At 61.6% G+C, this 19,713-nt stretch carries 19 protein-coding genes; 8 read left to right on the plus strand and 11 right to left on the minus strand.

Annotated features, from left to right (window positions below; translation table 11 throughout):
- Positions 1 to 24 precede the first annotated feature (24 nt).
- Positions 25 to 3,387 carry an error-prone DNA polymerase gene (locus tag ABS758_RS04380; RefSeq protein WP_350380967.1) on the minus strand — a complete coding sequence of 1,121 codons (3,363 nt, stop codon included), beginning with the start codon at positions 3,385 to 3,387 and terminating at the stop codon, positions 25 to 27.
- A gap of 44 nt (positions 3,388 to 3,431) precedes the next feature.
- A complete protein-coding gene (locus ABS758_RS04385; RefSeq protein WP_350380968.1) occupies positions 3,432 to 4,778 on the minus strand; it encodes a Y-family DNA polymerase in 1,347 nt (448 codons plus the stop codon).
- Positions 4,779 to 4,958: 180 nt separating this feature from the next.
- On the opposite strand from ABS758_RS04385, the gene ABS758_RS04390 reads away from it, so the two are divergent.
- Complete coding sequence (locus ABS758_RS04390; protein ID WP_350380969.1) at positions 4,959 to 6,173, plus strand: MFS transporter; 1,215 nt, start codon at positions 4,959 to 4,961, stop codon at positions 6,171 to 6,173.
- Here ABS758_RS04390 and hmgA read toward each other — a convergent pair.
- A complete protein-coding gene (gene hmgA, locus ABS758_RS04395) occupies positions 6,154 to 7,452 on the minus strand; it encodes a homogentisate 1,2-dioxygenase (protein WP_350380970.1) in 1,299 nt (432 codons plus the stop codon). The genes ABS758_RS04390 and hmgA overlap by 20 nt on opposite strands.
- 299 nt (positions 7,453 to 7,751) lie before the next feature.
- Between hmgA and ABS758_RS04400 the strand changes: the two genes are divergently transcribed.
- On the plus strand, positions 7,752 to 8,018 hold the full coding sequence (locus tag ABS758_RS04400) for a BrnT family toxin (RefSeq protein WP_350380972.1): 267 nt from the start codon (positions 7,752 to 7,754) through the stop codon (positions 8,016 to 8,018).
- Positions 8,005 to 8,274 (plus strand): BrnA antitoxin family protein, encoded by a 270-nt coding sequence (locus ABS758_RS04405; RefSeq protein WP_350380973.1) that lies wholly within the window; start codon positions 8,005 to 8,007, stop codon positions 8,272 to 8,274. The genes ABS758_RS04400 and ABS758_RS04405 overlap by 14 nt, the downstream gene beginning before the upstream one ends.
- Here the strand turns inward: ABS758_RS04405 and ABS758_RS04410 are convergent.
- The 6 genes from ABS758_RS04410 to ssb form a co-directional block, all read right to left on the minus strand.
- Complete coding sequence (locus ABS758_RS04410; protein ID WP_350380975.1) at positions 8,178 to 9,020, minus strand: cell division protein; 843 nt, start codon at positions 9,018 to 9,020, stop codon at positions 8,178 to 8,180. The genes ABS758_RS04405 and ABS758_RS04410 overlap by 97 nt on opposite strands.
- 262 nt (positions 9,021 to 9,282) lie before the next feature.
- The gene (locus tag ABS758_RS04415; protein ID WP_350380977.1) at positions 9,283 to 9,630 is read right to left on the minus strand and encodes a response regulator; all 348 of its coding nucleotides are present in this window, start codon (positions 9,628 to 9,630) and stop codon (positions 9,283 to 9,285) included.
- Between the two features lie 12 nt (positions 9,631 to 9,642).
- Positions 9,643 to 9,951 carry a hypothetical protein gene (locus ABS758_RS04420; RefSeq protein ID WP_350381339.1) on the minus strand — a complete coding sequence of 103 codons (309 nt, stop codon included), beginning with the start codon at positions 9,949 to 9,951 and terminating at the stop codon, positions 9,643 to 9,645.
- 149 nt (positions 9,952 to 10,100) lie between these two features.
- Entirely contained in the window at positions 10,101 to 10,442 is a 342-nt protein-coding gene (locus ABS758_RS04425; RefSeq protein WP_350380978.1) for a HepT-like ribonuclease domain-containing protein, read from the minus strand.
- Complete coding sequence (locus ABS758_RS04430; RefSeq protein WP_350380979.1) at positions 10,439 to 10,729, minus strand: nucleotidyltransferase family protein; 291 nt, start codon at positions 10,727 to 10,729, stop codon at positions 10,439 to 10,441. Before ABS758_RS04430 ends, ABS758_RS04425 begins: the two co-directional genes overlap by 4 nt.
- A 94-nt stretch (positions 10,730 to 10,823) precedes the next feature.
- Positions 10,824 to 11,312: a single-stranded DNA-binding protein gene (ssb, locus tag ABS758_RS04435; RefSeq protein WP_350380980.1), complete on the minus strand. Its 489-nt coding sequence runs from the start codon at positions 11,310 to 11,312 to the stop codon at positions 10,824 to 10,826.
- 354 nt (positions 11,313 to 11,666) lie between these two features.
- Between ssb and ABS758_RS04440 the strand changes: the two genes are divergently transcribed.
- The 5 genes from ABS758_RS04440 (at position 11,667) to ABS758_RS04460 (ending at position 17,345) form a co-directional block, all read left to right on the plus strand.
- The gene (locus ABS758_RS04440) at positions 11,667 to 13,265 is read left to right on the plus strand and encodes an ABC transporter substrate-binding protein (protein ID WP_350380982.1); all 1,599 of its coding nucleotides are present in this window, start codon (positions 11,667 to 11,669) and stop codon (positions 13,263 to 13,265) included.
- An 81-nt stretch (positions 13,266 to 13,346) separates the two neighbouring features.
- A complete protein-coding gene (dppB, locus tag ABS758_RS04445; RefSeq protein WP_350380984.1) occupies positions 13,347 to 14,375 on the plus strand; it encodes a dipeptide ABC transporter permease DppB in 1,029 nt (342 codons plus the stop codon).
- On the plus strand, positions 14,372 to 15,262 hold the full coding sequence (gene dppC / locus ABS758_RS04450) for a dipeptide ABC transporter permease DppC (protein ID WP_350380986.1): 891 nt from the start codon (positions 14,372 to 14,374) through the stop codon (positions 15,260 to 15,262). Before dppB ends, dppC begins: the two co-directional genes overlap by 4 nt.
- A 2-nt stretch (positions 15,263 to 15,264) precedes the next feature.
- On the plus strand, positions 15,265 to 16,272 hold the full coding sequence (dppD, locus tag ABS758_RS04455; protein ID WP_492304492.1) for a dipeptide ABC transporter ATP-binding protein: 1,008 nt from the start codon (positions 15,265 to 15,267) through the stop codon (positions 16,270 to 16,272).
- Positions 16,269 to 17,345, plus strand: coding sequence for a peptide ABC transporter ATP-binding protein (locus tag ABS758_RS04460; RefSeq protein ID WP_350380990.1), 1,077 nt, complete (start codon positions 16,269 to 16,271; stop codon positions 17,343 to 17,345). The genes dppD and ABS758_RS04460 overlap by 4 nt, the downstream gene beginning before the upstream one ends.
- A gap of 16 nt (positions 17,346 to 17,361) precedes the next feature.
- Here the strand turns inward: ABS758_RS04460 and ABS758_RS04465 are convergent, their stop codons facing one another.
- Both ABS758_RS04465 and ABS758_RS04470 read right to left on the minus strand, forming a co-directional pair.
- Positions 17,362 to 18,051, minus strand: coding sequence for a TetR/AcrR family transcriptional regulator (locus ABS758_RS04465; RefSeq protein WP_350380991.1), 690 nt, complete (start codon positions 18,049 to 18,051; stop codon positions 17,362 to 17,364).
- Positions 18,048 to 19,712, minus strand: coding sequence for a class I adenylate-forming enzyme family protein (locus ABS758_RS04470; RefSeq protein WP_350380992.1), 1,665 nt, complete (start codon positions 19,710 to 19,712; stop codon positions 18,048 to 18,050). Before ABS758_RS04470 ends, ABS758_RS04465 begins: the two co-directional genes overlap by 4 nt.
- Between the last annotated feature and the right edge of the window lies 1 nt (position 19,713).

Here is a 19,713-nt window from a genome sequence, read left to right on the forward strand (position 1 = left end):
GACTGACACTAGATTTTTTCCAGTTCAGCAGAAATCCCGGGATGCCACGGTGAGACCATCCAGCGCCTGGGCCAGCCAATCGCTGCGATCCACCAGGCGGCGGGCAATCAGGTGATGCACCCGGCCATCAGTTTGCCAGATGCCATATACCGCCAGCAAGGTGGCTTGCAGCGCGGGCTGGCGCTGGCGCGCAACAACATCCGGCCAAATCACCACGTTTACCGGGCCGGTTTCATCTTCCAGCGTGATAAACACCACGCCCTTGGCGGTTTGCGGACGTTGGCGCACAGTGACCAAACCACAGGCGCGCGCCAGCTGGCGGTTGCGCAGGCCCGCCAATTGCGCGGCGCTTAGCAGTTGGCCGGCCTGCAGGCGGGCACGCAACAAGGCCACCGGGTGGCGGCCCAGGCTTAGGCCCAGGACGCGGTAATCGCTGGCAATGCCCTGCCCTTCGGTGGCCTCGGGCAGCGCGGGGATGGGGTCGTCTTGCAGGGCATCGCGCAGCAAGCCCTGCGGGGGCACGGCTGCCGCGCTTTGCCACAGGGCGGCCCGCCGATGGCTGCCGGCCCAGTGCTGCAGGGCGCCGGCACGCGCCAGGGCCTGCAGGTCGTGGCGATCCAGCCCGGCGTGGCGCGCCAGGCTGGCCACATCAGGCAAGGAGTGGGCCTGGCGGGCCTGCACGATGCGTGTGGCAGCAGATTGGCGCATGCCGTGGATGCGGGACATGCCCAGGCGCACGGCGGGCTGGCTGCCGGCAGTTGCCGACGGCTGCGTGGGCGATGCCACAGCTTGCGCATCCGCAACGCCGGACGCAGCATCTCCGGGCATCGCTTCCAGCGTGCACTCCCACTGGCTGATGCGGGCATCCACAGGCAACACGCGCACACCCCGGCGCCGGGCATCCTGCACCAGCTGGGCGGGGGTGTAAAACCCCATGGGCTGGCTGTTTAGCAGCGCGGCCAGAAACACGGCAGGCTGATGGCGGCGCAGCCAGGCGCTGGCGTAGGCCAGCAGGGCAAAGCTGGCGGCGTGGCTTTCGGGAAACCCGTATTCACCAAAGCCCTGGATCTGGGCAAAGATGTCCTCGGCAAAGGCGCGGTCGTAGCCATGCGCCAGCATGCCGCCCACCAATCTGTCGTGATGAACCTCCATGTGGCCATGGCGCTTCCAGGCAGCCATGGCGCGGCGCAGTTCGTCGGCCTCGCCGGCAGAGTAGCCCGCCGCCAGCATGGCCACCTGCATCACTTGCTCCTGAAAAATCGGCACGCCCAGGGTGCGCTTCAAGGCACGCTCGAGCGCCACCGAGGGATACGACACGGCCTCCAGGCTCTGGCGCCGACGCAAGTACGGATGCACCATGCCGCCTTGCATGGGGCCCGGGCGCACGATGGCCACTTCAACCACCAGATCGTAAAAGCAACGCGGCTGCAGGCGCGGCAGCATGCTCATCTGGGCGCGCGACTCTACCTGAAACACGCCCACGGTATCCCCGCGCGAGAGCATCTCGTACGTGGCCGGGTCTTCGGCCGGGATATCCTGCAGGGTAAAGGGGCGGCCCTGCCGCTGCGCCATCAAGTCCAGCGCCCGGTGCAGCATCGACAACATGCCCAGGGCCAGTACATCGATCTTGAGAATGCCCAGGGCATCGATATCGTCTTTATCCCACTGGATGATGGTGCGCCCGTCCATGGCGGCGTTTTCGATGGGCACCAGGCGCGTCAGCGGCCCACGGCTGATCACAAACCCGCCGGTGTGCTGCGACAAATGGCGCGGATGGCCGCGCAGCACCGTGGCGATCTGCGCCCATTGCTGATGCAGGGGAAGCGCCGCATCCAGCCCGGCATCGGCAAAGCGCTGCAGCAGATGGTCGGGCTGATCAACGCGCCGATGCTGGCGCGCCAGCTGCCCGATGGCATCGGCCGATACGCCCAGCGCCCGGCCGGTGTCGCGCAAGGCGCCGCGACTGTGCCAGGTAACCACTGCGGCGGTCAAGGCCGCACGCTGGCGGCCATACTTTTGGTACAGGTACTGGATGACTTCTTCGCGGCGCTGGTGCTCGAAATCCACATCGATGTCGGGGGGCTCGTTGCGCTCCTGGCTGATAAAGCGCTCGAAGAGCAGATTGGTGCGCGCGGGGTCTACCTCGGTGATGCCCAGGCAATAGCACACAGCCGAGTTGGCGGCCGAGCCACGCCCCTGGCACAGGATATTGCGCGAGCGGGCAAACTGCACAATGTCGTAGACGGTTAAAAAATAAGCCTCGTAGCGCAGTTGGGCAATCAGCTGCAGCTCGTGCCCGATTTGCTGGCGCACGGCCTCGGGCACACCTTGCGGAAACCGCCGCTGCGCACCGGCCAGGGTTTCGTTGCGCAAATGGGTGGCGGGGCTGACACCCGCAGGCACCAGCTCGTCGGGGTATTCGTAGCGCAACTGATCCAGCGAAAACCGGCAGCTGCGCGCCACCCGTACGGTTTCGGCCAGGGCTTGCGGCGGATAACGGCGCGCCAGATCCAGGCGGCTGTGCAGATGGCGCTCTCCATTGGGCTGCAGGGCATAGCCGCACTGCCCCACCGGCTTGCCCAGGCGGATGGCTGTGAGGACATCTTGCAAAGGCTTGCGGGCGCGCACATGCATCAGGGGCCAGCTGCTGGCCAGCACCGGCACCTGCTGCGCGGCGGCACTGCGCAACACCTGCCCGCGATGCAGGTCGTCCAGCGCCTGGGCGTGCAGGCTAAGCACTACCCGCAGACGCGCATCAAAACGGGCCTTGGCCCAGGCCAGTTGCGCATCCAGCACCGCCGCATCCGCCGGATAAGGTGGCGACAACAAGGCCCAGCAGCCCGGCAAACCACGCAGATGGGCGGGCAAGGTGTCCATGTCGTGTGGGCTTAGCCGGTATTGGCCCTTGGGGGCCTTCTGGCGGGCAAGGGAAATCAGCTCGCAGAGGTTGCCATAGCCGTCGCGGTGCTGGGCCAGGAAAGTAAGGGTTGGCGGGGGGATGGGATCGGCGGAAGGCGTCATTGCGAAGGTGGCGCCAATGATCAGTGGCAGCCCTGCCTGCTTGGCGGCCACGTGCGCGCGCACCACGCCGGCCAGCGTGCCGTCATCGGTGATGGCCAGGGCGGCATAACCCAGCTTGGCAGCGCGCTGCACCAGCTCTTCGGCGCTGGATGCCCCGGTTAGAAACGAGAAATCGCTGACGCAAAGCAGCTCTGCGTATTCCGGCAGGCCCTGGTTGGGGTCTGGATGGCCTGGTTCGACAGGCCCGGGATCCGGGTGGCCGGATGCTGCACGCGCAGGCTTGATGTGTGGTGGCTTAGCGCGCCCGGATTTGGTGCGATCTGATCCTGTGTGCTCGGGATCCGGAGGTTGGGAGTCGTTATTCATGCGTGTGGATCAAGGGCTCGGAAATTGCATTGGTACCTGTCGGATCAGGCAAAAAGCCCGTGCAAAAACCACTGCGGCTGTGCCCCGCCCTGCCGGAAAATCCAATAGCAGATGCCGGCGTCGTCCTCGGCCACAAAGTAGTCGCGCGCCACGGGGTGGCCGTCTTGCCAGCCGCACGCCAGGCGCTCGGGTGCGGACACCAGCTGCAAAGGCGTGCCATAAAACGGCCGATGCTGGTGCACCCTGAGCCCCAGCGGCTGCGCCAGCAGCCAGGCTGGGCGCGGCAAGGGCGGCGGGGTAAGCGCTGTGTCGCTGGACGCAGCCCCAACAGGTATCCAGCGGGCCGCGACCTCGGGCCGGTGGTCGGCCACCAGCACGGGCCGCTGGATGTTGTCGGCGCCCAGCCGGGCGGCCAGAAGCGCCAGCAGGCGGGCGTGATCTTGCGGAGACCCGCCGGGCTCTGGAAACAGCTGCAAACTGGGGGTTTGCGCCGCCTGCCATTGCGAGACGCGCAAGGAAACGGCAATCACCGAGGCCCGCAGCACCAGCCGGTTAAGGTGCTCTTGCGCCAGGCGGATCAGGGTGTCGGCCTGGTGCGTGGGCACACCCAGAACGATATCCAGGCGGGTGTTTTTTGCATCGTCGACACGGCCATACATGTCACTGCCTGCACCAGCAGCAGCCGACGCACCCACCACGCCTTGAGGCCCTTGCCCGGTGGCTTCTGCCAAAAGGGCAGCATGCCGATCATGCGCCAGCAGCAGCGTCAGTGTGGTGGCGTCCAGTTGGTGCGCCACCAGCCATTGGCACAACTGCTGGATCAGGTGCCGTACGGCCCACTGCAAGGCGGGCGTGTGCTCGGTGTGATCGGGCAGCTCGATCCCTGCCTGAAACACCAGGGGTGGCGCGCTAAAGGCATAGTGGCGGCCCTGCTGCAGTTGATCGAGCCAATCCAGCAGGGCCGGCCCGCAGCGTTTTTTAAGCCCCACACGCGGCAGGCGTTGAAGATCGGCCAGGGTGGTGCAACCAAGTTCTTGAAACCAATCCAGAAACGGCCGGGCGGGCGGCGCCACCCACAACGGCATATGCTGCAGCACCCGCTGCAAGGCCCGGGCACTTAAGGCGCTGCCCCCCTGCCCGCTGCGCGCCAGCATCCAGGCCGCCGGGCCACTGGCCGCCACGGATACGATTGGGCCTGAGGGCCGGCCACCCACCGCCTGCCGCACCTGTGCCCGCAGGGCCCGGATGCCGCCAAACAGCCGCAGGCTGGCGCTGACATCCAGCAAGATGACAGACTCTGGCGCCAAGGCCAAATCAGGGGTAAAACGCCGCAGGGCGCTGGCCAGGCCCTGGGCGCCCGCAGGCGCGTACACGCCTATCCACACAGACATAAACAAAGCCAAATAAACATCATGCCGCCTGGCCAGGCAAGGCCGGCCAGAAGGGCAGGATATTTAATTATACTGTTTAAACATACAGTCTTTTCATAAGCCTCTCACTCTGATCTAAAAATAGGCGTGTAATCTCCCGGAAGTGATCCACGGCACACATACTCAACCCGGAAACCTTTCATGCTTAAACCAAGCCCCGCGCAATCCAGCGACACCCTTCCGCGAGGGGTCTGGGTTTTAGGTTTCGTCAGCCTGCTGATGGACACCTCCTCAGAGCTCATCCACAGCCTGCTGCCCATGTTTATGGTTACCGTGCTGGGGGCCAGCGCGCTGCAAGTGGGATGGATCGAGGGCCTGGCAGAGGCCACGGCACTGATCGTCAAAGTGTTTTCCGGCGTGCTCAGCGACTTTCTAGGCAAGCGCAAAGGCCTGGCTATTTTTGGTTATGGCCTGGCTGCCCTTACCAAACCTTTGTTTGCGCTGGCACCGACACTGGGCGTGGTGTTTGCCGCCCGCATGCTGGATCGCGTGGGCAAAGGGGTACGGGGCGCACCGCGCGATGCGCTGGTGGCCGATTTAACCCCACCCGAGTATCGCGGCGCCGCGTTTGGGTTGCGTCAGGCACTGGATGCCGTGGGCGCCACGCTGGGGCCGCTGCTGGCCGTGGGGCTGATGCTGCTGTGGGCCGACCAGTTTCAGGCTGCGTTTTGGGTGGCTGTGATCCCGGCTGCCGCCAGTATTGCATTGTTGGCCTTTGGGCTAAAAGAGCCCCCCCAGGCCAAAACGGGCGTCAAGCCACGCACCAACCCCATCCGCCGCGAAAACCTGCGCCGGCTAAACCGCGCCTACTGGTGGGTGGCGGGCATTGGGGCCTTGATTACCCTGGCGCGTTTCAGCGAAGCCTTTTTGGTTTTGCAGGCACAACATGTGGGCGTTGTGATTGCACTGGTGCCTTTGACACTGGTGGTGATGAACCTGACGTTTTCGCTGTCGGCGTATCCGTGCGGCCGGCTTGCCGACCACGTCAGCCGCCGCGCACTGTTGATCATTGGGCTGGCCGTGCTGGCCGCCGCAGACCTTTTACTGGCCACCGTATCCACCTGGTGGGCCGTCTTTTTAGGCATGGCGCTGTGGGGCCTGCATCTGGGGCTTACCCAGGGGCTTTTGGCCGCGATGGTGGCCGATGCCGCGCCGGGTGATTTGCGCGGTACCGCCTTTGGTTTTTTTAACCTGGTGTGCGGCGTGGCCACTCTTTTTGCCAGCGTGATTGCAGGCCTGCTGTGGGATCGCATCGGGCCCGCTGCCACGTTTGGCGCAGCAGCGGGGTTTTGTGCCCTGGCGATTATCGCCCTGATGATCCGGCGTAAGCCAAAGCTTAACGCTGCCCAGGGTTGAAGTACTTTTTCAGGCCTTTCCAGACATCCGGGTAATCCATCTGCCGGTGCGGCGACTGCAAGGCTTGCTCGGTGGCATGGATGATTACCGGGGTTTCAAACATGATGGCCATGGTGTCTTCGATGTAATCAGGCTTGCGGGTGTCGGCCGCGCTGGCTTTCTCGAAGGTTGCGGCATCAGGCCCGTGGGCCGTCATCGTGTTGTGGATGGACATGCTGCCCGGCCCAAATCCGCCTGCCTTGGCGTCGTACTGCCCGTGCAGATTGCCCATGAACTCGCCCGCTATATTGCGGTGGAACCAGGGCGGACGAAACGTGTCTTGCATCGCCAGCACGCGCGGGGCAAAGGCAATGAAATCCAGGGTATCCACACCCGGCGCGGCACTGGGAGAATGCAGCACTAGGTTCATGCAGGGATCGGGGTGGTCGTAGCTGATAAAGCCGGTGACATTGAACTTGCGCAGATCATACTTGTAGGGCGCATGCGTGCCGTGCCAGGCCACCACATCGCAAGGCGAGTGATCCGACTTTGCCGTCCAGAAGTGCCCATCAAACTTGGTGAGAATCTCGTAATCGCCCTCGGTGTCTTCCCAGGCGGCCACGGGGGTTAAAAAGTCTCGCGGGTGCGCCAGGCCGTTAGAGCCAATAACCCCCAGCGTGGGCAACTGCAGCGGGGCACCGGGGTTTTCGCACACAAAGCCGCGCGCCACGCCATCGGGCAGCTGCACCTGGAACCGGATCCCACGGGGGATGACGACGATTTCCTGGGGCTCAACCTCGATGATGCCCATCTCGGTCACCACGGTAAGCCGCCCCTGTTGCGGCACAATCAGCAGCTCGCCATCCGAGTTGTAGAAATACCGTTTGCCCATCGAGCGGTTGGCCGTGTACACATGGATGCCGCAGCCTGCATTGCCGGCCACTGTCATCATGCCATCGATAAAATCCACGGCGGCGTCTGTGCCGGGCAAGGCGATGGGATCCCAGCGCATGCGGTTGGGCGGCATGGGCGTTTGCGTAAAGTTGGACAGCCAGCGCGGGGCGGCCTGAGAGGGCGCAAATGCACCATGCGTGGCCCCCGGGCGAATCCGGTACAACCAGGATCGCCGGTTGGCCGATCGAGACACCGTAAACGCGGTGCCGTTGATTTGTTCGGCATACAGGCCATACGGTGCCCGTTGCGGCGAATTGCCGCGATCCGGCAGTGCGCCGGGAAGCGATTCGCTTGAGAACTCGTTACCAAAGCCGCTCATGTATGCCAGGGGTGTACTGGTGCTCATGTCTCTCTCCACTGATGGAAAATCTTATCGCCGGTAAATGCAGACCCGTGGATGCATTCTAGGGGTGGCTTATCTCATGAGGGAAATCGTATTTTCTGCTTTATTTATCAGTTATTTTGATAGACATAAGAAGAAGCCCGCCGATGCTGTTTTCCGTATAAGGCGTGTGGTTTTATGCGGGGCTGCGAGGGGCTGGAAAATATGCCAGCTAGAAGATCCGAAGCAAATCTGCCAGCATATTTGTCTGGCGACAAACCAACGAAGATTGACTTGAATTCAATATTTTTGTAGCTACAATAATGCTGATCGACTTTGATCCAAAAAAAGACCGTATTAACCAGGAAAAACACGGCGTCACACTTTCTCTGGCGCGGTATTTTGAATGGGACACTGCATTAACCAGCGCAGACACACGCCGAGATTACGGTGAATCGCGCATGATAGCCATTGGCTACATCAGTTTACGTTTGTACGTTGTTGTTTACGTTAATCGCGATGATTGCCGCAGAATCATCAGCTTGCGTAAAGCCAACCTTAGAGAGGTTCGTCATTATGCCGAAACTTAAGCCAGGGCATATTTCGCCCACCGCATCAGAGGATGCCCAAATCACGGCCGGCATCCAGGCAGATCCAGACACCCACGAGCTATCCGCTGCCGACTTCAGGCAATTGAAACCTGTGGGCCGGCCACGCAGCTCCTTGCCCAAAATGCAAATAACCGTACGCTACGATGCCGACATTATCCGGGCTTTCAAGGCTGGAGGCCCAGGCTGGCAAACCCGCATGAACCAGGCATTGCGCGACTGGCTTTCACGCCACTGAGACGCAACGGCCGGCAAAACCGGGTTTGACACGCCGGGCACCGGGCAGGCGTCCAGCAAGGCTGGCGACGGCCACAGCGGCACAAATAGCGGGGCGGCAGCCACCGGCCCCCGGCGCTTGATAAAGCGGATTTGCACGCCATCGCGGGCAGGCGCCAGCCCCAGACGCAGCGGAGCAGGCGATGGCTGCACTGCATCGCGCAGCGGCCGAAACAGGAAAAACAAGGTGGATCCGGCTTGCGCAGCCAGATGCAGGCGCCGCAGGGCATCGGGCCGCAGTTGCCTGTGCTGCCCGGCATCAGACACACCTTTTGCCCGCCCGGTTGACCTGGCGCCGGCCGTTGGCGGCCACAGCAGCACCAACTGACACGTGCCCGCCAGCAAGGCTTGCTCGGCGGCCCATAGGGCATCGGCCTGACGGGTGGCCCGCACACAGATCACGCAGGCGGGATCCACCCCCCACCAGGACAGCGCCAAAGGCTGCAACATATGCGGCGGCTGCACCAGCACCACCGTGCCGCGCGCCATCGGGCGCCGCAGCACCGGCTGCAACAAACGAAGCTCGCCAATACCGGGCTGCGGCAGCAGGATCTCGGTGAGGCTGCCAGGCGGCCAGCCGCCCCCAGGCAACTGGGCCGACAAATCCGGATGGCCGGTCTCCACCCCCGGCACCTGGCCACGCGCCAACTGCGACGCCCGCCACAAGGATGGATGGATGGTTTCTGGGCGCAAGCCAGCACGGGCCATGGGCATCCCCTATCAAGATTGATGCGGGCCCTGCAGACATAAAACAGGGCGCCATGTACTGTATTTAAACACAGTATATAGCGCCCTGTTGGCATCTATGCGGCGCGCATGTCATCTATTTCCTGATGTACGCCGATCGCTTGGATGTGATCCGCATCTTGCATCAACGCCAAGATGTGGAGCGGCATTTATAGCCGGTATATCCTAGAACGGAATACCGTTATCTCTATCGGCTAGGTTGACGCCCGGCATAACAGAGTCTCTAGGCTTCTGTTCGGCTTCTTTCAAGTACACCGCGAATCGTGCTCACCAAAACCGGTGCAGAAAACTTGGCAACGAAACCATCGGCCCCCAGATCATGGGCATGATCCGCGCTTGCAGATCCAGACAATGATGAATGAACGACAACCGGTACGGCAGAAAAGCGCGCGTCCTGCTTGATGTTCCGCGTAAGGGTAAAGCCATCCATCTCCGGCATCTCAAGATCGGTAAGAACCAAAGCCACCTTTTCCTGGATAGACTGGCCCTTACTCTTGGCTTCGGTGGCCAGTGCATTCAGCGTGTTCCATGCCTCCTGCCCTGTCTTGGCAAGGACGAAGCGAACCTTCAAGGTTTTTAGCGTTTACTCCAGAAATACCCGGGCCACATATGAATCATCGGCTGCAAGAATCAGGCTGTCGGGCGCCAGATCCAGGCTGCCGCCCAACTCGTCGAGACTGATCTCCTGATCATTTCTTTGAGGCCTGACCTTGTCCAGTACCACCTCTAGATCCAGCACCTGTATCAGACGCGATTCTTTGTCATCTTCCTCCAAGGCCGCAATACCGGATATCAGGCTCTGCCCGGTACCGGATCCATCATCCTGCGCTATCTGGTGCCAGTTGAGATGGACAATATTCGCCTCGCTGCTCTTGCACCATCCGTACGGCACGCGCACGTACCTCGGGGGAAAATCTGGCGACCCGCAAGCGCTCGATAGTGAAGCGCTTTTGAGTCGGATGCACGCGAAGCATGGCTAAAGAGGCCTGTCTAAACCCCATCGGCTATCTCCATTAGCCGAAATGTGCCCCTTTCCTAACTTCAGCGCCCTGTTGGTAGCTGCTCAAGCAGTTCTGGAAGAGCTGTCTGGACTGTTTCCCATACGATATCAAGACTGATATCAAAGTACCCATGAGCAATCCGATTACGCATCCCTCGGATATTGCGCCACGGCACATTCTCATGCATCTGGACAAACTCTGGGTATCCGTCCATCACTTTCGTAACGGCCTCACCAATAATGACCAGACTCATGATGACAGCCTGCTGAGTCCGTTTGTCTCTTAAGAATTCTTCTTTGGACGAGCCCTGCACAAACCCACAGGCATCAGTCGCCGCCTGCCTTATGTGATCAAGGTAATCAGGAAGACGGTACTGGTTCATACCGGCTGCGCCTCTGCCAATATCTTTGCCCGAAACTTTTGCGGCAGATCGCCTGGCGTCAGCAAATCGACGGGGTGGCCCAGAAGGGATTCCAGCTCAAATTGAAGGCCGCCAAGATCGAACAACGTTGCCCCTGGCAGCGCGTCAACCAGCAAATCAATGTCGCTGCCATCTTGATCGGTGCCGTGCAGGACTGAGCCAAAGACACGTGGGTTTGCAGTACGGAAGCGGCCAACTGCTTCACGCACTGCGTCTCGCTTCATGTTGAGCACAAGAGATGGTCGCATGGGCATACTCCCATATAAAGCATGTGCCTCTCACCTGGAGCGAGAGGTCACGATGCCGCTTTACGTCTGACCATCAAGTGTATCCAAGGAGGCGCTAAAAAGGAATATCGTCATCCATATCGGCCAGGTTGCTGGCCGGGTTGGCCGCCGGGGCGGCAGGACGCTGTTGTTGCGGCGCGCGGCGGGCCGGGGCTTGCGAGAGGCCGGCGTTGTCAGGGCCAGCGCCAGGGCCGGCATCGCCGCCGTCGCGCCCACCCAGCATCTGCATTTGGTCGGCCACGATGTCGGTGCTGTAGCGATCGGCGCCGGTTTCTTTGTCTTGCCACTTGCGGGTCTTGAGGCGGCCTTCGACGTACACCGAACGCCCCTTGCGCAGGTACTCGCCGGCGATCTCGGCCAGGCGGTTGTAAAACACCACGCGGTGCCACTCGGTTTCTTCGCGGCGTTCGCCGGAGGCTTTGTCTTTCCATTGGCTGGTGGTGGCAATGGACACGTTACAGATGGCGGCACCATCAGGGCTATAGCGAACTTCGGGGTCGCGCCCCAGGTTGCCGACGAGAATGACTTTATTGACGGAGGCCATGGTGGAAATCCTGTGTGGACGATGTGGCTGCCATTATCGAAGAAATCGGCCAAGGGCAGGCCATCGGATCTTGTAAAACAGACATTATCGCCCAGTCGGGAATATACCGACAAGACGTTGCCCCCAGGCCGCTGCAATATAAAAGGGGCCGTACCCCGCAGCCTCACCCCGGATCTTTGCAACAACACCCACAGAGGCTCCATCGCTGCACAGGCCCGCCACATACCGTTTTTAAGGAAATTGCGCAATTTTTCATTGGGGTAATCCTTAGTGCCCCAAGACTACGGTTGAAACAGTGTTCTGTGCTATGTTCTCGAAAATTCACGCATTTCCACGAGGATAATCGAGGATCAGATGAAGCTCACCAAACATACATTAGCCCTGTCACTTGTGTCGCTGGCCATGGCCGTGGGGTCTGCCCACGCCGCCACCACTTACGTGTACTGCTCAGAAGGCTCTCCCGAGGGCTTCAACGCCGCCTTCTTTACATCCGGCACCACCAACGACGCCACCCACCCGATCTTCGACCGCCTGGTTGAGTTCAAGGCCGGCACCACCGAGGTCATCCCCGGCCTGGCGAAATCGTGGGATATCAGCGAAGACGGCAAAACCTATACTTTCCATCTGCGCACGGGCGTCAAATTTCATAGCAGCAAGTTGTTCAAGCCCAGCCGCGAATTCAACGCCGACGACGTGCTGTTCTCGTTTTTGCGGCAAAAAAATGCCGACCACCCCTTTCATAAGGTGTCCAACGGCTCGTACCAGTATTTTTCCGGCATGGGCATGGACAAGCTGATCGACAAGGTCGAGAAAGTAGACGACCACACCGTGCGCTTTGTGCTTACCCGCCCCGAAGCCCCCTTCCTGGCCAATCTGGGCATGGACTTTGCCTCGATCCAGTCGGCCGAGTACGCCGACGCCATGATGAAAGCGGGCACCCCCAGCCAGGTGGATACCACCCCCATCGGCACAGGCCCTTTCCAGTTTGTTACCTATCAAAAAGACGCCCGCATCCTGTACAAGGCCTTTGACGCCTACTGGGGCGACAAGGCCAAGGTTGATCGCCTGGTGTTTGCCATCACTCCCGACGCCTCAGTGCGCTATGCCAAGCTGCAAAAAAATGAGTGCCAGTCGATGCCTTACCCCAATCCGGCCGATCTGGATGCCATCCGTAAAAACAAGGATGTCCAGCTGCTGGAGCAAGCCGGGCTGAACGTGGGTTATCTGTCTTTCAATACCCAGAAAAAACCGTTTACCGATGTCAAAGTGCGTCAGGCCCTGTCGATGGCCATCGACAAGCCTGCCATCATCGAAGCGGTCTTCCAGGGTGCTGGCCAACCCGCCAAGAACCTGCTGCCGCCCACGATGTGGAGCTATAACGATGCAGTAAAAGACTGGCCCTACGACATCAAAAAAGCCAAGGCATTGCTGGCCGAGGCCGGCTACCCCGACGGTTTTGAAACCGACCTCTGGGCCATGCCGGTGCAGCGCCCCTACAATCCCAACGCCCGGCGCATGGCCGAGATGATCCAGTCCGATTGGGCCAAGATCGGCGTGAAGGCCAAGATTGTTACCTACGAGTGGGGCGAGTACCTGAAACGCACCAAGAGCGGCGAGCACCAAACCATGCTGATTGGCTGGACGGGCGACAACGGAGACCCGGACAACTTCCTGGCCACGCTGTTCAGCTGCGCAGCGGCCAATAATGGCTCCAACTACTCGCGCTGGTGCTACAAGCCCTTCGAAGACCTCATCCAGCCGGCCCGCACCACGTCCGATCACGCCAAGCGTGTCGAACTCTACAAGCAGGCCCAGGTGGTGATGCACGAGCAAGCCCCTGCGGTGATGATCGCGCACTCCACAGTGTTTGAACCCCTGCGTAAAAACGTCAAGGGCTATACGGTGTCGCCGGTTGGGCGCCACATCTTCGACCAAGTCAGTCTGGATAAGTAAACCCCGCTGTGCCCCGGCAACCTTGCCGGGGCACTGTCACATCATCCGGCGCCTGGCGCCATTGCGGGGCTTTTCTGCACCATGTTTTCTTTTATTCTCAAGCGCGTCGGCCTGGCCATCCCGACGTTTATCGGCATTACCTTGCTTACCTTTGCGTTCATCCACATGATCCCCGGCGACCCGGTGATGATCATGGCGGGCGAGCGCGGCCTGTCTCCCGAGCAGCATGCGGCCATGATGGCGCAGCTGGGGCTGGATCAACCCATGTGGACGCAATACTGGCACTACATCGCCAATGTGTTGCAGGGTGATCTGGGCACATCATTAACCACGCGCCAGCCGATCTGGTCGGAATTTGTGCCGCGGTTTCAGGCAACCCTCGAACTGAGCATCATCGCCATGGCGATTGCGCTGGCCATCGGCATCCCTGTGGGCGTGCTGGCAGCCGTCAAGCGGGGCTCCTGGTTTGATCATGTCTCCATCACGGCGGCCCTCACGGGCTACTCGATGCCGGTGTTCTGGTGGGGGCTGATGCTGATCATGCTGGTGTCGGTGCAGTGGGATCTGATGCCAGTGTCCGGACGCGTCAGTGCGGCCCTGTTTCTAGACCCCAGCCAGCCACTCACGGGCTTCATGCTGATTGACACCCTGCTGTTTGGCGAGCCCGGCGATTTTTGGGATGCGCTGCACCACATCATGTTGCCGGCCTTCGTGCTGGGCACCATCCCGCTGGCAGTGATTGTGCGCATGACGCGCTCGTCGATGCTGGAAGTGCTCAACGAAGACTACATCCGCACGGCGCGCGCCAAAGGGTTGTCGCGCCTGCGGGTGGTGATTGTGCACGCCTTGCGCAATGCACTGCTGCCGGTGATTACCGTGATTGGCCTGCAGGTGGGCGTGCTGATGGTGGGGGCCATCCTGACCGAAACCATTTTCTCGTGGCCGGGCGTGGGCCGCTGGCTGATCAATGGCTTGCAGCAACGCGACTATCCGGTGGTGCAAGGGGGCGTGCTGATCGTGGCCACCCTGATCATCCTGGTGAACATGTGCGTGGATATCCTGTACGGCCTGGCCGACCCCCGTATCCGCCAGCAACAGGGGCGCAAATGACCGAACTCACTCAAACCATGCCGGCGCCCCCGGGCCCGCTTAAATCGTTCTGGCAGGACTTCTCGCGCAATCGCGGGGCGCTGATCGGGCTATGCTACATCGTGCTGATGCTGGTGGTGGCCATTGCCGCCCCGCTGATTGCGCCGCACGACCCCGCCATGCAGTATCGCGAGCACCTGCTGCAACCCCCGGTGTGGCACGCCCAGGGCAGCTGGCAGTTTATTTTTGGCACCGATGACGTCGGCCGCGATATTTTGTCGCGCCTGATACACGGCGCGCGGCTGTCGCTGCTGGTGGGCTTTCTGGTGGTCAGCATCTCGCTGGTGCTGGGCATCTTTTTGGGCGTGCTGGCCGGCTACACGGGCGGGGTGGTGGACATCACCATCATGCGTCTGGTGGACATCATGCTGGCCTTGCCCAGCCTGCTGCTGGCGCTGGTGCTGGTGGCTATCTTTGGGCCGTCCATCGTCAATGCTTCGCTGGCGCTCAGCTTTGTGGCCCTACCGCACTATGTGCGCTTAAGCCGGGCGGCGGTGCTGCGCGAAATGACGCGCGACTACGTGGTGGCGTCACGTGTGGTGGGCGCGGGGGCCTGGCGGCAGATGTTCATCAACATCCTGCCCAATTGTGTGGCACCGCTGATTGTGCAGGCCTCACTGGGCTTCTCCAATGCCATCCTGGATATGGCGGCCCTGGGGTTTTTGGGCATGGGTGCGCAACCCCCCACCCCCGAATGGGGCACGATGCTGGCCAATGTGCTGCAGTTTGCACAAAGCGCCTGGTGGGTGGTTACTTTTCCGGGCCTGGCTATTTTGCTGGCCGTACTGGCCTTTAATCTGATGGGTGACGGCCTGCGCGATGCGCTGGATCCGCGCCTGAAGGTTTGATCATGCTGGAAGTTCGCAATCTCTCGGTGCATTTTGGCGATGCCGCCGCCCCCTTCAAGGCGGTGGACCGCATCAGCTATCACGTCAATGCCGGCGAAGTCGTCGGCCTGGTGGGCGAATCCGGCTCAGGCAAGTCTGTCAGCTCTTTGGCGCTGATGGGCCTGATTGATTTTCCGGGCCGCGTGCAGGCCGATGCCCTGCGCTTCGAGGGGCAGGATCTGCTGACATTGCCCGAGCGCAAGCGCCGCGCCATTGTGGGTTCTCAGGTGTCGATGATCTTTCAGGATCCGATGACCAGCCTGAATCCCTGTTATACGGTGGAATACCAAATCACCGAGGCCCTGAAAGTGCACCAGGGCGGCAGCCGCAAGGTGCTGCGGGCCCGGGTGCTCGAGCTCCTGGAGCAGGTGGGCATCCCCGACCCCACCTCGCGCCTGAAAGCTTACCCGCACCAGTTGTCGGGCGGCATGAGCCAGCGGGTGATGATTGCCATGGCCATTGCCTGCAAGCCCCGCCTGCTGATTGCCGACGAGCCCACCACGGCGCTGGATGTGACCATCCAGGCGCAGATCATGGATCTGTTGCTGGATCTGCAACGCCGGCAGGGCCTGGGCCTGGTGCTGATCACCCACGATCTGGCACTGGTGGCGCAAGCCGCCCACCGCATCTTGGTGATGTATGCCGGGCAGATTGTCGAATCCGGCCCGGCCAGCGAGATTTTCAAGCGGCCGCGCCATCCCTACACGCAGGCACTGCTGCGCGCCCTGCCCGAGTTCTCCCACGACAGCGACCGCCTGGTGTCGCTGCCCGGCGTGGTGCCGGGGCGCTACGACCGCCCGCAAGGGTGCCTGCTCAGCCCGCGCTGCCCCTATGCCACCGAGCACTGTCGCCAGGCCGAACCACCGCTGGCCGGCCCCGAAGACCGCCAGGTGAAATGCCATTACCCGCTGGACGCTGAAGGCCGGCCCACCGGCCAGCCTGCCGGCCAGTCGCAAGAGATTTCCGCATGACCCCAGATTCCACACTTGCTGCCGGCACGGCAGACACCTCCCCGCTGGCTGACACCGCAGACACCGCAGCGGGCACTGCTTCGGTCGCGGCCGCCACCGACGTCGTCTTGCAGGCCGTCGATTTAAAGCGCCATTACGCGGTAGAGAGCGGTTTTCTCAAGCCCAAGCGCTCGGTAAAAGCGCTGGATGGGGTTTCTTTTTCGCTGCATGCCGGCAAAACGCTGGCCGTGGTGGGCGAATCGGGCTGTGGCAAATCCACGCTGGCGCGTGTGCTCACCATGATCGAGCCGCCCACGGCGGGACAGCTGCTGTATCGCGGCCAGGATGTATCGCAAACCACCCCAGAGCTCACCCGCCTGCGGCGCCAGAAAATCCAGATTATTTTCCAGAACCCCTACGCCTCGCTGAACCCGCGCAAGCGCATCAGCGCCATCCTTGAAGAACCCCTGCTGATCAACACCACGCTGGATGCGGCCCAGCGCCGTGCCCGCGGCCAGGCCATGATGGCACGCGTGGGCCTGCGCCCCGAGCACTACGGCCGCTATCCGCACATGTTTTCCGGCGGCCAGCGCCAGCGCATCGCGATTGCACGCGGCCTGATGCTGGATCCGGAAATCCTGGTGGCCGACGAAGCGGTATCCGCCCTGGATGTGTCAGTGCGCGCACAGGTGCTGAACCTGATGAAAGACCTGCAGGCCGAGCTGGGCCTGTCGTACGTGTTCATCTCGCACGATTTGTCGGTGGTGGAACACCTGGCCGATGAAGTGATGGTGATGTACCTGGGCAAGGTGGTGGAACAAGGCAGCAAAGCCGCTATCTTTGGCAATGCCCGCCACCCTTACACGCAGGCATTGCTGTCGGCCACACCACGCCTGAACCCCGAGGGCCATGCACAGCGCATCCGCATCACAGGCGAGCTGCCCAGCCCGCTGAACCCGCCGCCGGGCTGCCCGTTTAGCAGCCGCTGCCCGCGCGTGATGCCGATGTGCCACGAGAAACCGCCCGCGCTGAAAATGCAGGACGGCCGTCTGGTGGCCTGCTACGCGGTTGAACAGGATTTGGCGACACCGTAAGCCAACACCTGCCGCCTCAGGGTGCCAGGCGAAAGCCGGCTTCGACGTACTGGATCATGCGGTCCAGGGTTTCCTCGAAGCTCTCGGTGTGGCAGATGCCTTCGGACAGAGAATTCAGCCGGCTCAGGCTGGTGATGGTGTAATGCAGCGCACCCAACGAGAAATGCAGCCGCCAGTAGATTTCCTCGAGGGTGAGCTCGGGCAAGACGGCCTGCAGATAAGGGATGAAGCGCTTCAGGTGCGAGGTGTCATGGTGCAGCACATCGTAGATCGGTGAATCCCGGTCCAGGTGTCCGCGCTCTAGAAACTGCACAAACAGGCCACGCCCACCCGCATCGAAAGACCAGCGCACACCCGGACGCAGCAGGGCATCGAGCACCGCCCGCAAGGGCACTACCCGGCCCTGTGCCGCCAAGGTGGCCTGGTTCAGCAACTCGAAGCGCTCTTTGTTGAGTTCGCGCGCACGCTGCAGGAAAACCGCCTTGAAGAGGTCTTCCTTGTTGCCAAAATGGTAGTGGGCCGCCGCAAGGGCGACATTGGCCTCGCTGGTGATCTCGCGCATCGACACCGAGGTGAACGAGCGGTGGGCAAACAGGCGCTCGGCCGCCTCGATGATCTTTGCACGCGTCACCAGACTGCGCCGCTGACGCGGCTCGTCTGGGCTGGTATGGGTCTGGATGTTTGCAGAAGCGTCTTTAGGGGTCACTGCCGCTGTCCTACGAATTGTCGTGCCGCCTCAACCAGCGGCGCCTTCGTGATTTTTCCATTGGCGTTGCGCGGCAGCGGTTCAGTGCCAATGATATAGAACTCCGGCTGTTTGTAATCCGCAAGCAGGCGGGCAAGTTCACCCCTGATGTGCTGCTCGTTGTCCTCTCCGGGCTCGGTGCGCAGGCAAAGACAAACGCGTTCGCCCATGACATCATCAGGCACGGCCACCGCCGCCGCTTCCATGACGCCCTTGATCGACAAGGCGGCGTTCTCGACCTCGGCGCTGAAAATCTTGTAGCCGCCGCGGTTGATCATGTCTTTTTTTCGGTCGTGAATATACAGGTAGCCTTCTGCATCCATGCTGACAACATCCCCGGTTTTCCAGTAGCCACTTTTGAAATTGGCCTCGGTCTGAGCGGGGTCGTTCCAGTAGCGGGGCACCACCATGGGGCCCCGGATCCAGAGCTCGCCAATTTCTCCGGTGGGCAATTCCACGCCCGCCTCATCCATGATCAGGGCTTCACCACACTGGACAAGCAAACCGATTGACGCAGGCCGCTCGCGGCTGGCCCAGGCCGGCATGATCGAGACCGGCGACGAGGTTTCCGTGGCGCCATAGGCGTTGATCAACTGCAACTGCGGCAGAAGGTCGCTCATGCGCGAGACAGTGGCCGGTGCCATGATGCCGCCACCGTAAATGCCGGTACGCCACTCGCCCATCTGATCTGGGCGGAAGTCGGGATGCATCAGGATCAGGTGGTAGATGGCCGGGACAAAAACCGTAAAGGTAATGTGTTCCTCAAGCAAGGTACGCAGCACGGTGGTGGTGTCGTACCGGCGCAAAATCACCGTACACCCGCAAGAACTCAGGACATTGATGAACAGCGCCATGAAGCCCGAAATATGGGATCCGGGGATGGCCAGCAAACCCCTTTGCTTGGTTTGCAAGTCGATACCGTAGGCATACTGCAAGGCCGAATGCACGATGTTCAGGTTGGTGATGCACGCCCCCTTGGGGCGCCCGGTTGTTCCCGAGGTATAAAACAGCAGGATGGTGTCGTCTTCCTCGCCGGTTTCCGGAAACGGCTGCGTAACCTCAGGGAAATGCGCTCCCAGATCACCCAGCCGGCCTTCCGGGCTGTTGACGCACCAATGCTTGCGCACTGATGGAATCTTGTCGGCAGACGGCATGCGGCTTTGCAGGTCTGTCTCCGAGATCAGCGCCGCCGCCTCGCAGTGGTTCAGCACGTAGGCCAGCTCAGCCGCACTCATCTTTGCGCTCAGTGGCACCGCGATGGCGCCTCGGCGCACCACGCCCATCATGGCGATGAGAAACGGCAGCCCGTTACCCAGAAACACGCCCACACGGTCGCCGACGCCGATCCCCGCGTTTTCCAGGCCATGCGCAATGCGGTCGGCCCAGTCGCCGAAGGCTCGGTAATCGAGGCTTTCATCCTGGCATTTCAGGGCCTCGCGATCCGGCGTCTCGCGCGAGGCGACGCGCAGCAGCTCGTCGAAGCGCTGCGGGCGGCGAGCCAGGCAGCGAACCACCTGGTTGCCAAAGTGCAGCTCGGATCGCACGGTGTTGATGGCAGGGTCCACCACGAAGCGCCCACCTTCGATCCGGGGCGCGTAAGACTCGCGGGATTCAATCATCATG

It is taken from the genome of Castellaniella sp. FW104-7C03, from assembly GCF_040276085.1.
In the GTDB taxonomy this organism is placed as follows: domain Bacteria; phylum Pseudomonadota; class Gammaproteobacteria; order Burkholderiales; family Burkholderiaceae_B; genus Castellaniella.